This window comes from Streptomyces sp. NPDC002868 (assembly GCF_055563295.1).
Genome location: NZ_JBVHDR010000026.1, coordinates 1 through 19,995, shown reverse-complemented (window position 1 = coordinate 19,995; position 19,995 = coordinate 1). Strand labels below are relative to the sequence as shown.

The following is a 19,995-nucleotide window of genomic DNA, read 5'->3' as shown; positions in this document are numbered from 1 at the left end:
CCGCCGGGTCGGGTGTGGTCCAACCCCCGCGGGCCGGGGTCGTCGCCCGGGGGGGGGGGGGCGCCCGGGGGGGGGGGGGGGGGGTTTTTGGGGGGGGGGGGGGGGGGGCCCCCCCCCCCCCCCCCCCCCCCGCCGGGCGCTCCACGAGCGCACCCCGCTGCTGATCATCTCCGCGTCCGGTGGCGCCCGGATGCAGGAGGGCGTGGTGTCGCTGATGCAGCTCGCCAAGACCAGCCAGGAGATCCGCCGCCTGCACGCCGCCGGGGTGCTGACGGTCAACCTCAACACGGACCCGACCTACGGCGGGGCGACCGCGTCGTTCGCGATGCTCGGCGACGTCGTCATCGCGGAGGAGGGCGCGCGGATCGGCTTCGCCGGCCCGGAGGTGATCAGGCAGACCATCCGGCAGGAGCTGCCGCCGGGCTTCCAGACCGCGGACTTCCTGCTGGAGAACGGGCAGATCGATCTCGTCGTGCCACGGGAGGGGCTTCGTGCGGCCCTCGCCGGCCTGCTGCGCCTCCACGCCGCGTCCCGGCCGGCGTCGGGCCAGGGCCCGCCTCTAGCGGCCGATCCGCCGCCGGACGGGACGGCGGGCGACGGCGAAGACACCTCACCGGCGCTCGTGATGAGACCGGAGTCGCTCCGGAAGCGGTCCGCCGCGGACGTCGTCGCGCTCGCCCGCGACATGGAACGCCCGACCACGCTCGACTACTGCGCGCAGGTTTTCGACGAGTTCGTCGAACTGCACGGCGACCGGATCGGCGGCGGGGACGATCCGGCGATCGTGGGCGGGCTGGCCCGGCTCGCCGGCCGCACGATCGTGGTCATCGGGCACCAGAAGGGGCACGACACCCCGGAGCTGGTGCGCCGCAACTTCGGCATGCCACAGCCCTGGGGCTATCACAAGGCGTACCGGCTGATGAGCCATGCGGAGAGGTTCGGGCTGCCGCTGGTGACGTTCGTCGACACCCCGGGCGCGTACCCCGGTATCGAGGCCGAGCGGCGGGGCCAGGCGTACGCCATCGCACGGTGCATCGAGCACATGTCCTGCCTGCCGGTGCCGGTCGTGTCGATCGTGACCGGCGAGGGTGGCAGCGGCGGCGCGCTGGCGATCAGTGTCGCCAACCGCGTGCTCATCCTGGAGAACGCGTACCTTTCCGTGATCAGCCCCGAGGGCTGCGCCACCATCCTGTTCAAGGACGCCGCCTCCGCCCCGCGCGCCGCCGAGCAGCTCCGGCTCACACCGTCCGACCTGCTCGAACTCGGCGTGGTCGACGGCGTGGTGCGGGAGTCGGCGGGCGGCGCGCACACCGACCGCCTCTCGGCCGCCGGGAACGTCGGGGCGGCACTGGCGAAGACCCTCGACGAGCTGTGCCGCATGCCGCGGGACGAGCTGCTCGCGCAGCGCTACGAGCGCTTCGCGGCGTTCGGCGACCCGGCGAGACAGCCGGCACTGACCGGGAGGTGGGACGGTGACCGGGTCGGTGGTTGATGGCTCGCCGGGCATGAAGGACATCGGCGCTACCGTGCGGATGATCGTCGACTCCCTGCCCGGCCCTCTGCGAAGGGTGCGGGTGCAGGCCGACGGCTGCATGGTCGAGGTCGAGTGGAACACCGACGGCACGGTGGGGGGCGAACGGACGGGGCGGGAACGGGAAGGCCCGGCCGCGGTGGCGCGCGGCCCCGCGGGAGCGTCCAAGGCCGACGCCAACGGGAGCGTGGCCGACGCGGCGGAGACCGGTCCCCGGCCGATCACCGCGTCCGTCGTCGGCACCTTCTACCGCCGCCCTTCACCGGAGGCGCCGCCGTTCGTCGAGGTGGGCGACCCGGTCGAGGCGGGCCAGCAGGTCGCGACCATCGAGACGATGAAGCTCTTCACACCGGTGACCGCGCAGGCCGCGGGCCGCGTCGTGGCCATCCACGCCGAGGACGGGGAGATGGTCGAGTTCGGGCAGCCCCTGCTCGACCTCTCCCCGGGCGGCTGAGATCCGACGTCGTAAGGACAAGGCATGTTCGGGAAGGTTCTTGTTGCCAACCGCGGGGAGATCGCGGTGCGGATCATCCGGGCCTGTCGGGAGATGGGCATCCGCACGGTCGCGGTGTACTCGACGGCCGACGCCGACGCGACGCACGTCGCCATGGCCGACGAGGCGGTGTGCGTCGGGCCGGCTCCGGCGCGCCGCAGCTACCTCAACATCCCGCACATCATCGGGGCGGCGCTCAGGACGGGCGCCGAGGCCGTTCACCCCGGCTACGGATTCATCTCCGAGGACCCCTACTTCGCCGAGATCTGCGGCGCCAACGGCCTCACCTTCATCGGGCCTCCCGCGGAGGTGATGGCGATGGCGGGGGACAAGGCGACGGCCCGCCGGCTCATGTCCGCAGCCGGACTGCCGCTGCTGCCCGGTACGACGGATCCGGTGGCGTCGTTCGAGGAGGCCGCCGCGGTGGCCGAGCACATCGGATACCCGATGGTGATCAAGGCGGTGGCGGGCGGCGGCGGCCGGGGGATCACCGTCGTGGACGATCCGGGCGAACTGCGCCGCAGCTACCAGCAGACCCGCAGCAGCGCCCAGGCGGTGTTCGGTAACAGCACGGTCTACGCCGAGCGGTACGCACCGAGGGTGCGGCACATCGAGATCCAGGTGCTGGCGGACGCGCACGGCGCCATGGTGCATCTGGGGGAGAGGGACTGCTCGGTCCAGCGCCGGCACCAGAAACTGCTCGAGGAGGCGCCGTCTCCCGCACTGGACGCGGGGCTCCGCTCGGAGATCGGTGAGGCGGCGCTGCGGGGCGTCAAGGCGCTCGGCTACCGCGGCGCCGGCACGATGGAGTTCCTGCTCGACGACAACGGCCGGTACTGGTTCATGGAGATGAACGCCCGTATCCAGGTCGAGCACCCGGTGACGGAGATGGTGACGGGCATCGACATCGTCCGGGAACAGATCCGGGTCGCGGCGGGCGAACGCCTCGCGCTGGACCAGGCGGACGTCGTCCTGCGCGGCCACGCGGTCGAGTGCCGCATTAACGCCGAGGACCCCGAACGCGACTTCGCGCCAACGCCGGGTCGGCTCACCGAGTTCCGGGTACCGGGCGGGCACGGGATCCGGGTGGACTCGCACTGTGTTCCCGGTGCCGTCATCCCGTCGCACTACGACTCGCTGATCGCCAAGCTCGTCGCCTGGGCGCCCGACCGCGGGTCGGCCCTCGACCGGATGCGCTCCGCGCTGGACGAGCTGCGCGTCGAGGGCGCGGGGGTGCGCACGACGATCCCGTTCCACCAGCGGGTCCTCGGCCACTCGGCGTTCCGGGCTGGCGACGTGCGCACCGACTTCCTGGCAGCTCATGAGTTCACCGACAGGGGCCGATGTGTGTAAGCCGTGGCTCAGGATGGCCGAGGACGCCAGTGCCGGCATCCGGCTGTTCTGTTTCGCCCACGCCGGTGGCGGCGGCACGTTCTTCCTCCCGTGGCGCACCCGGCTCGGTCCGGACATCGCGGTGTGCCCCGTGGTGCTCCCCGGCCGGGAGGGGCGGATCGGCGAGCGACCCTTCACTCGTATGGACGATCTCGTCCCACCGCTGGTGGAGGCGCTGCGCCCGCACATCGACCGCCCGTTCGCCTTCTTCGGACACAGCATGGGCGCCGCCGTCGCCTACGAGGTGACCAGGCGGCTGTCCGCCGAGGGAACCGGGCTGCCGCTGTGCCTGTTCGTCTCCGCCCGCTGCGCGCCGCAGGTGCGCGTCTCGCCATCCCTGCACGGGATGTCGGAGACGGAGACCCTCGCCGCCGTGCGGAAACTCAGCGGTGCGCCGGAGGAGGCCCTGCAGCGGCGGGACTGGCGCGAGCGGTTCATGCCCTGTCTGGTGGCCGACTTCGAGCTCAACGACACCTACCTGGCGGGCCCGGGCGGACGGCTCGCCTGCCCGGTGTCGGCGATGACCGGTGACGCGGACCCGGTCGTCACCCCGGCGGACATGCGGTTGTGGCGGGAGACCACCCACGGCACGTTCCGCTTGCGGGTGTTCGGCGGTGACCACTTTTACCTCAAGGGCCCGCCGCCGGGGCTCGTGGCCGCGATCCAGGGGGATCTGCGGCGGGTGGTGGTCCCCCAGGAGGCCTGGGGATAAGCCGGTCGGCGGCGGCTCCCGCGGCGGGCCCGGGCTTCGAGGAAGCCCGGGCCCGCCGCGGTCCTGCCCCGCCGTTATCTGCCGCCCTCCGCGACGACCTCGAAGACGCCGGGGAAGAAGGGGAACTGCTTCCAGACCGGCTTCCCGACGATCTCGCAGAAGCCCTCGTCGTGAGCGGCCCGGAAGTGCTTCTCCGACTCCCAGACCGCGGTGTTGACGAACCGGAACCGCCGGTCGGGCTCCAGCGCGCGGTGCAGCCGGTGCCGGACGTAGCCGGGCTTGGCGCGCAGGTACTCGCTCACCTCGTTCCAGGCCGCGAGGAACTCCTTCTCGCGGTCGTCCGACACCTCGAAGAGGTTGATGAAGGTCACTTGCGCCATCACAGATCATCTCCTGACGTGTGGTATCTCCGTGGGCGGCGGTCAGTGCAGCCCGGGACGGAACCGGTCCTGGGACGCCGCTTGGGACCCGCCGTCACCCGGAGCCGGCTGGACGATGTCGCCGGGACCCCAGAACCCCTGCGCGTGAACGATCCGGCCCGCGTCGTCGAAGCGCATCACGCTGATGATCCGGATGGCCACGGTGCCGGCGTCGATGGTGCACGCCATGGCGGCGCCATTGCCGTGCGAGCCCCGGATCGGCGTGTCCAAGGTGAGCCGGGCCTTGGCGCCGCCCGCGGAGAACTCGCGGAAGGCCGCCTTGAAGAAGATGCGGATGGCCTCCCTGCCCGCCTTGGCCGGGGTGCCGTAGGGATCCTCCAGCACGGCGTCGTCGGCGAACAGCCCGGTGATCGCCTCCACGTCCTCGTTGTTCCAGTGCTCCAGGCACTCCTGCAGCGTGGCCTTCATCTCGGCCTCGGTCGGCATCGGGGACCTCCTCTGTGTACGTCTGGATTGCTGCGCATTCCGGCTAGACCGCGTGCTGCGAGCCCACCGGACCGTCCTCGAAGAGGCGGGGGTCGGCGGTGGCGAGGTGGCCGCCGCCGGAGCACACCAGGACGGTGCCGGTGATGTACGGGTTGACCGCCATCACGAAGACCGCCTGCGCAATGTCCTCCGGCTTGCCGACCCTGCCAACCGGGAGGATGCGGGCGATGCCGCGGAAGAACTCCGCACGCTGGTCGGCCGGCATGTAGTCCCACCATGGGGTGTCGACCAGCCCCGGCGACACGGCGTTGACGCGCAGCGGAGCGAGGTCTATCGCCAGGGGCGGGACCATCTTCTCCAGCGCCCCGTTGATCGCCGCGGCGCCGGCCGTTCCGGCAAGCGCCGCCTGGGCGGAGGCCGCGGTGAGGAACACCACCGACCCCTCCTGCTTCATCTTCGGGAGCGCCGCATGCAGGGTCTGCATGTGCGCCCAGTACTTGACCTCGAAGCCGGTGCGTAGGTCGGCGAGGTCGATCGCGGCGAAGTCGCCCTCCCCGGTGCCGCCGGCGTAGCCGGTCACCGCCAGCACCAGGTGGTCGATCTCGTCGATGGCCAAGAACAGCGCGGCCAACTGCTCGGGGGCGGTGGCATCCACGGTCCTGGTGGCCACCGAACCGCCGATGCGCTTGGCGGCCCGCTCCAACTTCTCGACGTTGCGGCCGGTGATGACGACCTCGGCACCCTGGGCGGCGAACAGTGCCGCCGTGGGCTCGCCGATGCCCGAGCTGCCGCCCATGACCACGACGCGTCGTCCGTTTACGTCCATGCCGTGTCTTCTCCTTATGCTTCGGTTTCGCTTTGGGTCACGGTGCGAGAACTGCGGCGCTTCCGGTCCACTCGTTCAGCGCGTCCCGCAGGGCGGCGGCGCGCCCGGCGGTGTCGTGCTCGTCGCAGGTGCAGGCCACATAGCCGTCGGGGCGCACCAGGAGGAGCGTGCGGCGGCTGCCCGGCCAGGCGGCACGCACCAGCCGGTCGTCGGGCGCCGATGTCGCCGGCCGTGCCGGACGCGACGTCGCGGATCCCGGCGTCGACGCCGTCCCGGTCCTGCCGCAGGCCCGTCAGCTCGGTGCCGTAGCGGAAGCGCACGCCCGCGTCGGCGGCCCGCCGCTCCAGCAGCCTCTCGACCTCGTACTGCGGGGTGAGCAGCACGAACGGGAAACGGCTGGTCAGGCTCCGCAGGCTCAGGGTGATCCCCAGTGCGAGCAGCCGCAGTTCGGTGATGGGGGTGCCGGCCTTGACCAGTTCGTCGGCGAGCCCGCGGGCGTCGAGCTGTTCGAGGGTGCGGGCGTGCACGATGAAGGCGCGGGTGAGGTTGCTGGTCTCCTGCGGGCGCCGCTCCACGATGGTGACGCAGTGCCCGGCTGCGGCGAGGTCGTCGGCCAGCAGCAGGCCGGTCGGGCCCGCGCCTACGACGAGGAGATCGGTGGTGCTCGGGGTGTGCTGCATGGCGGCATCCTGTGACCTGACCGGATTGCGTGCAGGTGGGGCCGGGCCCGGCGCCGCGATTGTGCCTGCGGCGGCGCGGCTACCCGGCCTGCACTTGTTCCTCCAGCGGCTGCCCCTCGCCGCCTGCCGCCGCGAAGATCGCCGCGATGTGGTCGTCGGCGAAGAAGTCGTCCACGTCGACCGTGCCGGCCAGCATGCCGAAGTAGCGGTCGGTCGCCGGCTGGTTGCCGACCATGGCCCGGACCAGCCGGAGGATCTCCTGCGGCGGCGGCTCGGACGCGATGTCGCATGTCAACCGGAACATCGGGCGGGCGGAGTCGTCGCGCCTGCGGCGGTACTCGGCGAGCGCGACGTCCATCGCGGTCCCACTGCCGAAGCAGCGGTCGACGGCGTCGGTCAGGAACTCCGCGTCGCGGAAGGCGTTGGTGATGCCGTGCGCGGTGATCGGGTCCTGGTAGTACCCGGCGTCGCCGGCCAGCGCCCAGCCGGGCCCGTAGGGGTGGCGGTGGCGGTTGGGCAGGTCACCGGTCCCGTACCACCGTTCCTCCCGGGTGCCGGCGCGTACCCGCTCGCCGAGCGACGTCTGGTCGAGCGCCGCGAGGTAGTGTCGCTCGACGTCACCGCGTACCTGCTTGAACTGCGACCGGGGGAACAGCACTGTGATGCAGGCGAGGTCGTCGTGGGTGGGCACCGCGGCGGCCCCGAAGGCGTCGCGGCCGAAGCTCTCGAACCCGTCGAGGGGGACTCCGCTCCAGTACGTGTAGTACGCGCAGCGGAACGTTCCCCGGTTCTCGTAGATCGGTGCGTTGACGGTCGAGGCGACCGTGGAGCGCAGCCCGTCGGCCCCCACGACGAGCCGGGTCCGCTCGACGACCTCGGTGCCGCCGGCGCGTCCGCGGATGCCGACGACCCGCCCGTCCTCCTGGAGCAGGCCGTGGACCGAGAACCCGGTCCTGACGGTCGCGCCCGCCGCGGCTGCCGCCTCGACCAACAGGGCGTCCAGCACGATGCGCCGCGGCGCGTAGGCGACGTCGACCCCGTCGTACGGAGTGGGGCACCCCTTCAACGCGATCGGGCCGAGGTCGAGCCCGTAGGTCGGGATCGGCGGGCAGCCGGTCGCCGCGAGCCGGTCGAGCAGCCCCCAGGAGCGCAGCCGGGCCACCGCCGGCTGATGAATGTAGTGGGTGGACAGGGTGTCGCTCGGGAAGGTCGCCCTGTCGACGAGCAGTACTCGATAGCCTTTTCGGGAGAGCAGCATCGCGGTGCTCGCCCCGGCGCATCTCGCGCCGACCACAATAACGTCGTACACCATTGTTCTCCTCGTGTCGTTCCCGTATACGCGGCTCACGCCAGGCAGGTCATCGGCCGCCCGCCGTTGAAGGCGACGGCGTCGGACAGCGCGCCGAGGAAGTCGATCGCCTCTCCCGGTGCGGCACCGTCGAGTTCGGCGTAGGCGCGGTACAGATTGCCCACGATGCGTTCCGGCTCAAGAAGTCCGGCGTACGGGCCGAGGTCGGCCTCTCGCGCCGCTTCCAAAGGAGTCAGTCCCGCCGCTTTTCCGGCACGGGCGGTATTCAGCACGAGGCGCAGGTATTCGAGCGTCTCGTCGATGGCTTCCGGACCGCATACGCCACCGTGGCCGGGCACGATGGTCCGAGCGCCGAGCGGTTTGACGACCTGTTCGAGCACCGTGACGGTCCCGGCCACCGAACCCTGGGAGACGAGGGGCGTTCCGCCGTTGAAAAGGAGGTCGCCGGCGAACAGCAACTCCCGCTCCGGAATCCAGATGATCGAGTCGTCCACGGCATGGGCGGCCATCCCCACGTGCCTGACCTCGACGCGCAGGTCGTCGATCCACAGCGTGACGCTGTCGGTGTAGGTCAGGAACGCGGGGTCCAGCTCCACCGGACCCCAGTCGATGTCGGTCCAGAAGGGCATGGGCGGAGGCCCCCACGCGAGCGCGGCCTCGCGGGTGAGTTCATGAGCGACGATCGTCGCGTTCGGAAACAGGTAGTTGCCGAACGTGTGATCGCCGTGGTGATGCGTGTTGACGATCGTACGCACCGGCAGGTCGGTCACCGAACGGATCGCATCGATATAGGCATGAGTACGCCGCTCGGTCGCACACGTGTCGATGCTGACCACTCCGCGGCTGCCGACGAGAAATCCGGTGTTGTTGACCCAACTGCTCCCGTCCGGCTGCACGTAGGCATATACGCGGTCGCTGACCTCGACCAGGTCGGGCGGCGGCAGGACTCGGTTACAGTCGAGATGGGAATTCACGTCGGCATCATTGCATCCGTACAGCGACGAATGCAGTGGCGATATCGGCTCCGCCCGGGCGCATAAAAATGCGGCGAAATATGCACTCGAACTACACCCTCCTGGACCTGAATTCGAGCCCGGTCGCGGCTTCCTCGGCAAAGCAGTCGATTGCTATGTTCGCACTCATGGAATTCCGTCATCTTGGCCGTTCGGGCATGCTGGTCAGCGAGATCACCTACGGAAATTGGGTCACCCATGGCTCGCAGATCGACGACGCCGAGGCGACCGCCTGCGTACGCGCTGCCCTGGATCACGGCATCACCACATTCGACACCGCCGACCTGTACGCCGCGGGCCGGGCCGAGTCCCTGCTCGGCGAGGCGCTCAAGGGCGAGCGGCGGGAAGGTCTGGAGATACTCACCAAGGTCTACTGGCCTACCGGCGCGGGCCGCAACGACCGCGGCCTGTCCGGCAAGCACATCGCGGAGTCGATCAACGGCTCGCTGAAGCGGCTGCAGACCGACTACGTCGATGTGTATCTGGCCCACCGCTACGACTACGAGACTCCGTTGGAAGAGACGATGGAGGCGTTCGCCCGCGTCGTCCACAGCGGAAAGGCCCACTACATCGGGCTCTCGGAGTGGAAGGCCGCGCAGATCCGCGCCGCATGCGAACTCGCGAGGGAACTGAAGATCCAGCTCGTCATGAGCGAGCCGCAGTATTCGATGCTGTGGCGGGTGATCGAGGCCGAAGTCGTGCCGACCTGTGAGGAACTGGGCATCGGCCAGGTGGTGTGGTCGACGCTCGCGCAGGGCGTGCTGACCGGCAAGTACCTGCCGGGGCGCCCGCCGCCCGCCGGGTCGCGCGGCACCATGGATGGCAAGGCCGCGTTCTACATCTCGCAACTCATGACCGACGAGGTGCTCTCGACCGTGCAGAGGCTCCAACTGCTCGCCGCCGAGGCGGGGCTGACCATGGCACAGCTCGCGGTCGCCTGGGTGCTGCAGAACCCGAATGTCGCGTCGGCGATCGTCGGCGCCTCACGCCCCGAGCAACTGGCCGACAACGTCAAGGCGGTCGGCGTGAAGCTCGACGCGGATCTTCTCAAGGAGATCGACGGCGTCCTGGACACGATCGTCGAACGCGACCCGGCACGCACCGACAGCCCGGCCCGGCGCCCCTGACGCTCGTGGAGGAGATGGCCATGACGTTGACCCGAAGGCAGACCGGCCGACAGTCTGACGGCGACAGTGCGAAACGGAACAGCCGGCCGTGGCGAAACCTGCTGGTGTCCCTGCACGTTGTGACCTCCATCGGCTGGATGGGGCAAATCCTCGCCCTGTTTGCCCTGATCGTCTTCGGTGCGGGCACCGATCAGCCGGACCTGCGGATCGGCGCGTACGCCATGGCGGTGATGCTCGATCTGAACGTCCTGGCGTTTCTGGCGAACGCCGCCGCCTTCACCGGACTTATGCTGTCCGCGCTGACCCCCTGGGGCTATTTCCGGTACTGGTGGGTCCTGATGAAATTCGCGATCACCGTGGTCCTGTTCTACACGGGGATATTCGTCCTCGAACCGATGGGGGACGAGACCCTGCGGGCCGCCCGGCAGGGGCACGACGGTCCGGCGGTGCAGCTCGCTGTGGCGGGCCTGCTGATGCTGTGCGCGATCAGCTTCCAGACGTGGCTGTCGCTCACCAAACCGTGGTCGCGCACACCGTGGGCGGCCACGGGGCGGGGCCCCAAGAGGATGCCCAACGGGCCTCGCTGGGCCTTCGTCCTCTCCGTCGTCGTGCCCGTGCTCGACTACGCGTTCGGGGCATACGTCCTCAACAGTCCCGTGCCCATCCTCTCCATGGTGATGGTGCTCGGCTACCCGATCTGGCGCGCGCGCCGGAGCCGCACGGCGGATGACAGCGACACGCCTCCGCCTGCCGCCGCGCTCGGCCGGCCGCGGCGGGCGGGCAGTGGACAGCGGTCCACGCTCACCTGACAGTGCTTTCGCCGATCGGTGGTTGATCGGCCAGGACCGGTCGGGTGGCCCCGGCGATGATGCCCCCGGGGCCACCCGGCCCATGCGCCCCGCCCAGATGATCGGCACGCGGCGTGATCGAGACCGCCGCCGGCTTCGACCCCAGCCTTTCGGACGCCGCGACCGGATCGCTGTCGGCTGTTCTCGCCCGGCCCACCGGCACGAGATCCAGGAACTCATCGTCCGGATCGCCCGGATCAGCCCCCAGGTGCTGCAGGAGCGGAATCTGCTCCACTGCCTGGTGGTGGAGGGGCCTGCCGACCGCTTCGAGGTGACCGGCGCCATGGAGGTACCCGGCCGCCCCGGCAGTTTCTGGCCGGGGACCGCCTGGGCCTGACGGACGGGATCATCGAGGCCGCCGAGTCCGGATGGATCGCGGGCGAGGCCGTCGCCGAACGGGAGCAAGCTCTCGCCCCTGTGTGGATTCCCCTGAGCTGGCGTCGCTCCCCGTCCGGCTATCACACTCCGGCTGTCTGAAGCCGTGGCTCCATCACGCCGAACACCGGTCCGTGCGGGTCCTTGAGCACCGCGGCGAGTCCGATCCCGATGTCCATCGCGTCGGCGAGGCAGCGTCCGCCCAGCTCGACCGCCTTGGCGACGGCCGCGCTGAGGTCGGCCACCGTGAAGTACACCAGCCAGTGCGGCGGCACGTGCTCCGGCATGGGCGGTTGTATCGGCATCATGCCCGCGACCGGCTCGCCGCCGACCATCCACTGCGTGCAAGCCGTGTCACCGTGGTCGGTGGTCACCGGGTCCCAGCCGAACACCTTCGGGTAGAACCGCTTCGCGCGCTCGGGAGAACGGGTGGCCAGCTCGGCCCAGCAGAACGAGCCCGACTCGCCGACCAGGGCCGCGCCGGGGAAGGTGTCCGGCTGCCAGAGGGAGAACACCGCGCCCTCCGCGTCGGTGCACACCACGGAGATCCCCTGGTCGAACTCCTCCATGGGCGGCCGGCGCACCTTCCCGCTGGCGGACTCCACCGCCTTGGCCGCGGCTGCCGCGTCGGTGGTCGCCACGCTGGCGCTAGACCCGCCATGGTGTGCGGCAGCGCGCCGGCGACCAATTGGCCTTCATTCGTGAACGTCGTGTACTCCCCGGCGCCGGGATTGGACAGAGCGACCGCCTCCCAGCCGAAAAGCGCACCGTAGAATGATTTGACGCCGGCCAGGTCCGGGGTGATGACATCCACCCAGCAGGGGGTGCCCGGCTCGTATTCGATTGCATTCATGCTCGGATTGTAGGTGCGCCGGTATTGCCAAGGAGTAGAATCCGGCCCGGGTCGGATAAATGCACCGGGAGTGTACCGCTTGCGGGGCGTTCCACTACACCTCTTGTCCCGACCCTTTTCATTTCGGTTCCGGACCCGATTGCCGGGGCCTGATAGCGGGCCTAGCGTGTGGGCATGTCATATCGAAATCGCATACAGCCCTGGAATAACGGCCATGGCGGGTGAGGAAATCCCCGACCGGTTTTCGGAGGCCGTCGGCAACCGCCGGGGCAAGCAGGTGGCCATTCTCGGCGCCGGTGTCGCGGGGCTCGTCGCGGCATATGAGCTGGAGCGGCTGGGACACCGGGTCGAGGTCTTCGAAGCAGCGCCTCGGATCGGCGGCCGGATCCGCACACATCGCTTCGGCCCGGGACCGCGCGCCCCCTTCGCGGAGCTCGGTGCCATGCGTATCCCCACGCACCACCACCACGCGATGCGCTATGTCGCCCGGCTCGGGCTCGCCGGTCAACAGCGCGAGTTCAAGACCCTGCTCTCCGATGAGAATGCCTACCTCGGCACCGGCACCGGGTACGTGCGGATCCGGGACGCCGCCAAGGAACTGGTGGACAACTGTTTCGGTGCGTCCCTGCGGGAGCGGTATCGGCACGACACCCTGCTCTTCGCCGCGTGGCTGACCACCGTCGTCGACGCCATCGCACCTCCTGACCTGCGAGGCAGCCTGCGCGGCGATCTCAACTCGCATCTGCTGGACCTGCTGGAGCGGGCCGGTGTGAGCGGGTACCTGTCCGGTCGCGGCAGGGCGGATCTGCATGCCTTCTTCGACGATCACCCCGAAGTCGGATCCGCATGCAGCGGAGCCCTGGGGAGCTTCCTCGATGACATCCTCGCCGAGACCAGTACGCAGCTCGTGGAACTGCGCGGGGGAATGGGACAGATCGTCGAGCGGCTCGCGGCGGCGATCAGGGGGCCTGTTCGGCGGCGGCACGAAATCGTCGGCCTGCACGTCCGGAAGGACGACGTCGTCATCGCCGTGCGGCATGCGGGCCGGATACGCATGGTGCGCAGCGATTATGCGCTGTGCACCATTCCCTTCTCCGTACTGCGCCGCATCCGCCTGGAGGGCATCGACGACGACAAGGCCGCCGCAATCCGTGAGACGGTCTACTGCCCGGCCACGAAGGTGGCGTTCCACTGCAGCGAGCCGTTCTGGGAGCGCGAGGGGATAACCGGCGGTGCCTCGTTCAGCGCCGGCGTCCTCCGACAGACCTATTATCCGGCCGCGGAAGGCGATACGGAAAGCGGCGCGACGCTGCTGGCCAGCTATACGATCGGCGACGACGCGGACCGGCTCGGCCGAATGACGGACAGCGCCCGGCATGAATTCGTCAAACGCGAACTGGGCAGGATGCATCCCCAACTGCTGCGTCCCGGAATGGTGTTGGGCGCCGTCAGCGCCGCGTGGGGACAGCACGAGTGGAGCGCCGGCGGTTGTGCCGTACGCTGGGGCGGCGACGCCTCGGAATGCGAAGAGGAGCGATGGCACGCCGCCCGGCCGCAGAATCGTCTGTTCTTCGCGGGTGAGCACTGTTCCTCCACACCGGCCTGGATCGACGGGGCGATCGAGTCGGCGATCACCGCCGTCCGGGACATAGCACGGCACGTGCCCGTGTCCCGGGCCATGGCGGCGGTGGTGGCGTGAGTTAACCCCGGGGGAATGAGGGAATCCCCGGGGAATCAGGGGGTAGACCCGGCGGGCCTGCCCGGGCGGTCGCCCTGGGGTGTCGGCGCCATCGCGCTGCGCAACAGCGTCGCGGTGCCCGGCAGGGCCGCCAGCCGCAGGACGGTGTGACGGATCGTCAGCCGCAGTCGGCTGTCCGGCACGAACCACGGCGTGCTTCGCCGGGCGGAACGCTGAACGGTCTCGATCCTGGGCCTCAGCCGTGCCTCGTACGCCGCGAGGGCGTCCGGCACGGCACGCTCGCCGAGCTGCCGCGCCAGCTCCTCAGCGCCGGCCATGGCAAGCGACGCTCCCTGCCCGGCCAGCAGGGAGACCGCCTGGCAGGCGTCGCCGAGCAGGACCACCCGTCCGGCGCTCCACTCCGGCAGAGCGGTCTGCGCGATCAGGTCATAGTGGGGATTGTCCGGGCAGGCGTCGAGCAGCCGCGGCACCACCCAACCGAGATCGCCGAAGGTCTCCTTCAGCGCCGCACGCGGATCGTGCGACAGCTCGGAGGGAACGCGGTGCATGAAGACCGCCGCCACCCGGCCGTCGCTCAGCGGGTATCCGCCGGCGTGCCGATGGGGGGCGGCCAGCAGCCGGAACTCCCCACGCAGGGCTTGGCGTACGACGTCGTCGCGGAACAGGTAGGTGGCGATGTGCAGCCCGAGCGGACGCACATACCGCTCCTGGGGCCCGAACGAGAGTGCCCGCACCCGGGAGTACACGCCGTCGGCGCCGATGAGTAGATCCGCCTCGACGTCGGTGCCGTCGTCGAGTTGTACCGTCACGCCGTCGGCGTGCTGCGTCACCCGCTCGACGGTGTGCCCGAAGCGCAGCGTGACGCCGCCCGCCAGGACCTCGTGCAAAGCCTGCACCAGGTCCTCGCGCAGCACCCGGCAGACCCGTCCGGCGACCGCCTCGGTGAACGCCCCGTATCCGATCCCGGCGCGGCGGCACCCCGCGCCGTCGACGTAGCCGAGCCCGGCAACCTCTTGATGGGCCGCCTTCAGACGGGGGAGCAGCCCCATCCTCTGCGCAACCGTGTATCCGGCGCCGAAGAAGTCCAGCACGTACCCGCCGTCGCGCAGCGACGACGCCCGCTCCACGACGAGCACCCGCCAGCCGCACCGGTCCAGCCACCAGGCCGCGGTCAGACCGGCGATGCCGGCACCACAGATCACCGCCCGCATGACGAATCAATCCCTTCCGGGCCGACACTTGAAGCATTTCCCGATCGCATTCGAGATGCGCGGCGGGTCCGTTTGCCGAGGGTAAGCAGATCCGCACGCTAGACCCCGTCGCAGGCCCCGGCAACCGGCATGCCGCCGAAGGGAAAACAGGCGAGACAAAAGATGTAGCGCAGTATGTCGCGGGTATACAGAACGGCTGAATTCACCGGCACATTCCCGGAAATCTCCCGGGATGGGGTTAAGGGATGTCCCGTAAATGATCTGCGGGCTGATTGGGTGGGTCGGCCACGGCTGCGGCCACTCGCCTATCCGGCGAGGTTGAGGTTGTGCATGCGGGCGATGCCGAGCATGGCGTGGTGGACGCCGTCGCCGCGCAGACGGCAGTCGCGCAGGACCTTCCAGATCTTCATGCGGGCGAAGCAGTGCTCGACGCGCGCTCGAACCTGCTTATGGGACTTGTTGTGGGCCTGCTTCCACTCCGGCAGCTCCTCGCCCTTGCGGCGCCGGTGCGGCATCACCAGCCCGGTGCCCGGGTAGCCGCCGTCCGCGATCGTCGTGGTGTTCCCGACGGCGGCCTTAGCGCCGGACTCGGCCCAGGCCCGGCAGTCGTTGCGGTTGCCCGGCAGCGGCTGGCCGACGACCACCACCAGGCGGCTGTCGGCGTCAATGACCACCTGGTGGTTGGTGGAATAGCGATAATTCTTCGACTGCTCTGCCACCTTGTGGTCGCGGGTAGGCACCAGGGTGCCGTCAACGATCAGCACCGTATCCTTGGCGAACCGCTGGCGCGGCTGCAGCGCAAGCTGCGGCCCGAGGTGGTCGATGATCCGGTCGGCGGCGGACTTCGACACCCCGAACAGCGGGGCCAGTTGCCGCATCGTCAAGTTTGTCCGCCAGTACGCAACCACCAGCAACAGCCGATCCTCCAGCGACAGCTTCCACGGCCGGCCCCGCCCGCAGCATCCGCACCCTCGCGACGCAGCTGAGCAACCAACTTGCCGAACGCACGCGGGTTCAGCCCGGTGAACGGGGCTATCCAGGACGGCTCCGACGCCGTGATCACACCAGACACGACCTAGATCATCGCACAGCAAGATCACTTACGAGACAGCCTTCAGATGGCTTCCAAAGGAGCACGGATTCGTGGCTGTTCTGTGACGCAGGCTTATGAGGATCTAGGTATGGCAAGAACAGCAAGACAGCAGGTGCGGCGCCGGATAGTCGGTGCGGGAATGGCTGTGGCTGTGGTGGCGGGTCTGGCCACAGCAGGATGGTACGGCTACGCAAGGGTGGCGGCTTCGATGGCTTCCCTGTCGCGGACCGGTGAGGTGGATGCAGCAAGTCGCACTGCAAAGGCGGAGGGCGAACGTCGCCTGGAGAGGGTCGTCGATGTCCTGCCGAGTGCACCGCGACAGCTCGGCACCGCGGCCGCGGACCACTGCCTTCGTAATGCCCCCTTCGAAGGCGAACCGCCTGGCTCGCTGAGCTGCCAGTGGCGGCTGGAGCGGTATGTCGTCTTCGATGGCGACCTGCGGACAATTGGTGAGAAATGGGGAAAGGCGCTCGGCAACGACCGGTGGATCGGCTCACGGGCGCCGTTCCCTTCCGATTACAGTTCCACCTCCGAACGGTACGAGTACCGCGACCCCCAGACGCGCGACCGTCTCATCGTCACGCTGGTCCAGGACAGTGGTGAGCTTCGCCTCCTGGATGTCGCGCCCCGTTTCGAGGGCACCGAGCAGTACGAACGAGAGCAGCGGAATTTCGCTAGGCGGAAGACCGCGGAGCACGCAGTGGCAGAAGGCCGGCGAGTCGCCCGAATCTCGTTGGTACGCGCCTACTACAGCGAGAACGGCAGCGCACCCTTTGAACCTCCGTACTGGTGACGGCCGGCCCTCTGTGGCAAGGGCCGGGGTGCCGCATGGTCAGTCGGGACGATCGACCGGTAGTGCCGTGCCGAGCGCATCGACGCGGCCGTGCCCGCATTTTGCGAGGTGACGACCTTCAGCAAAGCAAATCAACAGCCAGCCCGAAGCCTCACGCTGGCCGGTACTGACGTGCTCTGGTTGAGAATCAGGCAGGTAAGCAGGTTCGAGCGCGCGTCGAGCACTGCTTCGCCCGCATGAAGACCTGGAAGGTCCTGCGCGACTGCCGTCTGCGCGGCGACGGCGTCCACCACGCCATGCTCGGCATCGCCCGCATGCACAACCTCAACCTCGCCGGATAGGCGAGTGGCCGCAGCCGTGGCCGACCCACCCAATCAGCCCGCAGATCATTTACGGGACATCCCTTAGCGTTCTTGCCAAGCGGGATGACAGGGAGCTGGTCACCCCGCCTGCCTTTCCGAAAGCAGGCAATCTGGCCGCCCGCGTGACGTCTCGTGTCGCTTCCGCCTTCAGGTCTAGAGAGGAAGTTCCTTGACACAGAATGTCGAGCGGATTTCATACGCCAGCATCAGCACGGTGTTGGATGTGGTGGACCCGGGGGTGTTCTCGATGACACCCCTCGTCTCCGACGGAGACAAAGCCATGTCGGTCCTGGTCACGTGGCCGCCCAATTCGGAGACACGAGAATGCCCTCACGAGGGCTTTCTCGAAATCGCTCTGGTCGTCGGTGGAGCCATCATCGACGAAAAGGGCGAGGTCCTCCCCGAGGGAACGATCTGGCTGCTGCCCAACGGCCACGTGCATTACCCGCGGTCGGGGCCAGAGGGCGCACGTGTCCTCCTGTGCCGCGTCATGCAGTCGTGAGTAGGGCGTCCGAGGGGACATCTGACGGAGCGAACTCAGGTGTCGGATCGGCTCAATGACGTCCCGCAGGACGACCTGCCCAGCCTCCACGCCCTCGCCGCAGGCACCGACCGCGACCCCGACGCCGTCATCGCCGGTCTGACGCTGCCCTGCAACTCGGGCGTCGCAGAACGAATGGCTCGCCGGTGCTGATCGCTTCTGCCTGCTCGCGCAGGTCAGCGTGAGTGAACTCGAGCAGGGCCTGGTCGGCCGCCCGGCGCAGCAGCGGCAGGATCTCGGGCCCTGGGCCGGCCGCGGTGTGTCTCGGCGAGCTCGGCGAAAGCGCGCTGGTACGGGGCGCCGTACGTGCGTCCCCGGCTGGCCGACCGTTGGACATATCAGCCCAGGCTCGACGGCTACGGTGAGCCCAGGATCTCTGCTACGACCGCTTCATCCATACTCAGCCTTGTGGCGAGGTCCTTGGAGTCAGCAGCACCGTATCTGAACACCCTGTCTTCCTCTGCTGTGTTGACGCGATCCCGGGCGATGGAATGCCACAACCAGCTGCGCGCTGCCTGGATCTGGGACATCAAGAGTGCTTCGAGGATTTTGTCCTCTGCATCATCGTCGCCGGCCACGTGTTCAACGAGCTCCTCGGCCGCATCCAGTGCCGCGCCCAGAGCGGCCAGCGCATCGTCATGCTCTTCGACCTCCCTGCGGTCACCGATCCGCAGGACGCTGTAGAAGTGCTCGTCATTGGAACGAGTGCCGACGAAGTGCTGCTCGGATAGGGAGACCTGACGCTGAGGCCAGTAGAGGGTGTAGCCCTCGGGCTCCTCACCGACGTGCATGAGGTCGACCAGCTGGTCGGTCATGTACTGGAGCGCGCTGTCTGCGCTCGGCAACGCCCAGGTCCAGCCACCTGCCGGACACTGGTGCACGACGACGTGTCGTCCGTCTGCAAGGGGCCCGCAGTAGAAGAATTCCTCACCCCATACGAATGTGTGCGGGTCTTCGATGTCCTCGACATCGACGTCGGGGATTTCGACCGGTTCGTTGCCCGGGATCAGATCAGTCGTTGCTTGGTCGTCAAGTGCGTGCTCGGACATGAAGGCGTCCCCTCTTCACGGGTAGGAGGCAGCAGCAATCCCAGATGGGTGCTGCGTCACCCCCACGCGTGTGGGGAATGCTCCGGGCTTCGTGGCTGGCCCCAGCTACGGACATTGTGCCAGGCGCTGATCCCCTGAGCCGGGCTTCGACGGAGATTGCCGGATGTCCGTTTTCAACGGAGCCAGGCGTGTCTCATCTGGTGCCTGGAAGTCCATCCTCTTAGCCAGCGTCGCTGGCGACCGGATAGCCAGCTGTGACGCACGTCCACCGCCGCCAGGCTGACCAAATGGCGGCCTGGCTACGCGATGCCGGGTTCACGGTCGAGGCCCAAAAGTTGCTCGACCTCGACGAGAGCGTTCCAGGGGCGGTCCATTTTGCGCGCCGCCAGTCCTAGTTGGGCATGGTCGAGTTGGTCGGCCAGGTCGGTCAGGTCGTCGGCGTGCAGGTCGAACCGGTCCGAGGGGGTGGGCGGGTCGCCGACTGGGCGGGCGACGTAGGCGGTGCGCAGGCCGAGGCCCTGTGCTCCGCGCAGGTCCCAGGCGTGGGCGGCGACCATCAGGAGCCGCTCCGGCGGTCGTCCGGAGACGGTGACGGCCAGCTGGTAGACCGCTGGGTTCGGCTTGTAGGTCCGGGCGTCTTCGGCGGACAGGGCCTGGTGCCAGCGCAGTCCGGCGTGGGCGTTGAGTCCCAGCAGCGCCGTCCGGCTCGCGTTGGAGAGTCCGATCAGCGGGAACCGTTCGGCGAGTCGGGCGAGCCCTGCCACGGTGTCGGGCCACGGCGGGAGCCGGCGACCTGAGAGGGCCAATGCCGCTATGGCGGTTGGGTCGTCGACTCCGGCGGCGTCGGCGACGAGCCGGGCGGCTTCCAGGTCGAGGACGTCGCTGGTGAGGTAGGGCCGGACGCCGTCGAGGATGCGACGTTGCTCGCGGTCGATGTGCTGGTGCCACAGCGACAAGAGCTGCTCGATCCTGGGCTCGTCGAGCGATGGGTCGAGTTCACGAATGCCGGCGCGGATACCGGCGGGTTCGTCGACGAGCGTGCCGAGCACGTCGAACACGACGGCATCGATCTCCAGCTCTGACATGGGAGAGGTCTCCTGGACGAAGCAAGGGGTGAAAGTGGCTGTTACTGACCTTTCCGTTGAGTTGTCGGGGATGACATCGCTTGATCCCTGCGGTAGTTCGTGGGCATGAGGTATCCGCAGGGTGGTGGCCTCACTCC

Annotated in this window: 20 protein-coding genes and 3 pseudogenes; 11 read left to right on the top strand and 12 right to left on the bottom strand. The window is 69.0% G+C overall.

The window, feature by feature from the left end:
- The 4 genes from ACZ3H8_RS37100 to ACZ3H8_RS37085 form a co-directional block, all read left to right on the top strand.
- Window positions 1-1,492: acetyl-CoA carboxylase carboxyltransferase subunit alpha (locus tag ACZ3H8_RS37100; RefSeq protein ID WP_467409315.1), on the top strand; the 1,492-nt coding region annotated here is incomplete at its 5' end.
- Window positions 1,473-1,985, top strand: coding sequence for an acetyl-CoA carboxylase biotin carboxyl carrier protein (locus ACZ3H8_RS37095; protein ID WP_467409314.1), 513 nt, complete (start codon window positions 1,473-1,475; stop codon window positions 1,983-1,985). The genes ACZ3H8_RS37100 and ACZ3H8_RS37095, both read left to right, overlap by 20 nt.
- A 24-nt stretch (window positions 1,986-2,009) precedes the next feature.
- Entirely contained in the window at window positions 2,010-3,377 is a 1,368-nt protein-coding gene (gene accC / locus ACZ3H8_RS37090) for an acetyl-CoA carboxylase biotin carboxylase subunit (RefSeq protein ID WP_467409313.1), read from the top strand.
- Between the two features lie 13 nt (window positions 3,378-3,390).
- Window positions 3,391-4,128, top strand: coding sequence for a thioesterase II family protein (locus tag ACZ3H8_RS37085; protein ID WP_467409311.1), 738 nt, complete (start codon window positions 3,391-3,393; stop codon window positions 4,126-4,128).
- Between the two features lie 74 nt (window positions 4,129-4,202).
- Here ACZ3H8_RS37085 and ACZ3H8_RS37080 read toward each other — a convergent pair whose 3' ends face one another.
- The 6 genes and pseudogenes from ACZ3H8_RS37080 to ACZ3H8_RS37055 form a co-directional block, all read right to left on the bottom strand.
- On the bottom strand, window positions 4,203-4,508 hold the full coding sequence (locus ACZ3H8_RS37080; RefSeq protein WP_467409310.1) for an antibiotic biosynthesis monooxygenase family protein: 306 nt from the start codon (window positions 4,506-4,508) through the stop codon (window positions 4,203-4,205).
- 42 nt (window positions 4,509-4,550) lie between these two features.
- Window positions 4,551-4,994: a nuclear transport factor 2 family protein gene (locus ACZ3H8_RS37075; RefSeq protein WP_467409308.1), complete on the bottom strand. Its 444-nt coding sequence runs from the start codon at window positions 4,992-4,994 to the stop codon at window positions 4,551-4,553.
- Window positions 4,995-5,037: 43 nt separating this feature from the next.
- Window positions 5,038-5,820 carry an SDR family oxidoreductase gene (locus ACZ3H8_RS37070; RefSeq protein ID WP_467409307.1) on the bottom strand — a complete coding sequence of 261 codons (783 nt, stop codon included), beginning with the start codon at window positions 5,818-5,820 and terminating at the stop codon, window positions 5,038-5,040.
- 200 nt (window positions 5,821-6,020) lie between these two features.
- Window positions 6,021-6,500, bottom strand: a pseudogene (locus ACZ3H8_RS37065) (FAD-dependent oxidoreductase); the annotation flags it as partial.
- A 79-nt stretch (window positions 6,501-6,579) separates the two neighbouring features.
- A complete protein-coding gene (locus ACZ3H8_RS37060) occupies window positions 6,580-7,812 on the bottom strand; it encodes an NAD(P)/FAD-dependent oxidoreductase (RefSeq protein WP_467409306.1) in 1,233 nt (410 codons plus the stop codon).
- A 32-nt stretch (window positions 7,813-7,844) separates the two neighbouring features.
- Window positions 7,845-8,705 (bottom strand): MBL fold metallo-hydrolase, encoded by an 861-nt coding sequence (locus tag ACZ3H8_RS37055; protein WP_467409355.1) that lies wholly within the window; start codon window positions 8,703-8,705, stop codon window positions 7,845-7,847.
- Between the two features lie 245 nt (window positions 8,706-8,950).
- Here ACZ3H8_RS37055 and ACZ3H8_RS37050 point away from each other — a divergent pair, with 245 nt between their 5' ends.
- Together ACZ3H8_RS37050 and ACZ3H8_RS37045 are read left to right on the top strand one after the other, a co-directional pair.
- Complete coding sequence (locus ACZ3H8_RS37050; RefSeq protein WP_467409304.1) at window positions 8,951-9,949, top strand: aldo/keto reductase family protein; 999 nt, start codon at window positions 8,951-8,953, stop codon at window positions 9,947-9,949.
- Window positions 9,950-9,969: 20 nt separating this feature from the next.
- Window positions 9,970-10,758 carry a hypothetical protein gene (locus ACZ3H8_RS37045; RefSeq protein WP_467409303.1) on the top strand — a complete coding sequence of 263 codons (789 nt, stop codon included), beginning with the start codon at window positions 9,970-9,972 and terminating at the stop codon, window positions 10,756-10,758.
- On the opposite strand, the gene ACZ3H8_RS37040 is transcribed toward ACZ3H8_RS37045, so the two are convergent.
- Complete coding sequence (locus tag ACZ3H8_RS37040; RefSeq protein WP_467409301.1) at window positions 10,751-11,032, bottom strand: hypothetical protein; 282 nt, start codon at window positions 11,030-11,032, stop codon at window positions 10,751-10,753. The two genes, ACZ3H8_RS37045 and ACZ3H8_RS37040, sit on opposite strands and share 8 nt — an antisense overlap.
- Before the next feature lie 223 nt (window positions 11,033-11,255).
- Window positions 11,256-11,813, bottom strand: coding sequence for a VOC family protein (locus tag ACZ3H8_RS37035; RefSeq protein ID WP_467409300.1), 558 nt, complete (start codon window positions 11,811-11,813; stop codon window positions 11,256-11,258).
- Between the two features lie 426 nt (window positions 11,814-12,239).
- Between ACZ3H8_RS37035 and ACZ3H8_RS37030 the strand changes: the two genes are divergently transcribed.
- The gene (locus ACZ3H8_RS37030; RefSeq protein WP_467409299.1) at window positions 12,240-13,724 is read left to right on the top strand and encodes a flavin monoamine oxidase family protein; all 1,485 of its coding nucleotides are present in this window, start codon (window positions 12,240-12,242) and stop codon (window positions 13,722-13,724) included.
- Window positions 13,725-13,759: 35 nt separating this feature from the next.
- On the opposite strand, the gene ACZ3H8_RS37025 is transcribed toward ACZ3H8_RS37030, so the two are convergent.
- Entirely contained in the window at window positions 13,760-14,935 is a 1,176-nt protein-coding gene (locus ACZ3H8_RS37025) for an FAD-dependent monooxygenase (protein ID WP_467409297.1), read from the bottom strand.
- 305 nt (window positions 14,936-15,240) lie between these two features.
- Window positions 15,241-16,007: pseudogene (locus ACZ3H8_RS37020) on the bottom strand (transposase).
- Between the two features lie 166 nt (window positions 16,008-16,173).
- On the opposite strand from ACZ3H8_RS37020, the gene ACZ3H8_RS37015 reads away from it, so the two are divergent.
- The 4 genes and pseudogenes from ACZ3H8_RS37015 (at window position 16,174) to ACZ3H8_RS37000 (ending at window position 17,877) form a co-directional block, all read left to right on the top strand.
- A complete protein-coding gene (locus ACZ3H8_RS37015) occupies window positions 16,174-16,821 on the top strand; it encodes a hypothetical protein (RefSeq protein ID WP_467409295.1) in 648 nt (215 codons plus the stop codon).
- Window positions 16,822-17,006: 185 nt separating this feature from the next.
- Window positions 17,007-17,162 (top strand): annotated as a pseudogene (locus ACZ3H8_RS37010) (transposase); the annotation flags it as partial.
- 190 nt (window positions 17,163-17,352) lie between these two features.
- Window positions 17,353-17,685, top strand: coding sequence for a hypothetical protein (locus ACZ3H8_RS37005; RefSeq protein WP_467409294.1), 333 nt, complete (start codon window positions 17,353-17,355; stop codon window positions 17,683-17,685).
- 39 nt (window positions 17,686-17,724) lie between these two features.
- Window positions 17,725-17,877, top strand: coding sequence for a hypothetical protein (locus tag ACZ3H8_RS37000; RefSeq protein ID WP_467409293.1), 153 nt, complete (start codon window positions 17,725-17,727; stop codon window positions 17,875-17,877).
- A 203-nt stretch (window positions 17,878-18,080) separates the two neighbouring features.
- On the opposite strand, the gene ACZ3H8_RS36995 is transcribed toward ACZ3H8_RS37000, so the two are convergent.
- Both ACZ3H8_RS36995 and ACZ3H8_RS36990 read right to left on the bottom strand, forming a co-directional pair.
- Complete coding sequence (locus ACZ3H8_RS36995; protein WP_467409291.1) at window positions 18,081-18,773, bottom strand: hypothetical protein; 693 nt, start codon at window positions 18,771-18,773, stop codon at window positions 18,081-18,083.
- Between the two features lie 299 nt (window positions 18,774-19,072).
- Complete coding sequence (locus tag ACZ3H8_RS36990; protein WP_467409290.1) at window positions 19,073-19,858, bottom strand: haloacid dehalogenase type II; 786 nt, start codon at window positions 19,856-19,858, stop codon at window positions 19,073-19,075.
- Between the last annotated feature and the right edge of the window lie 137 nt (window positions 19,859-19,995).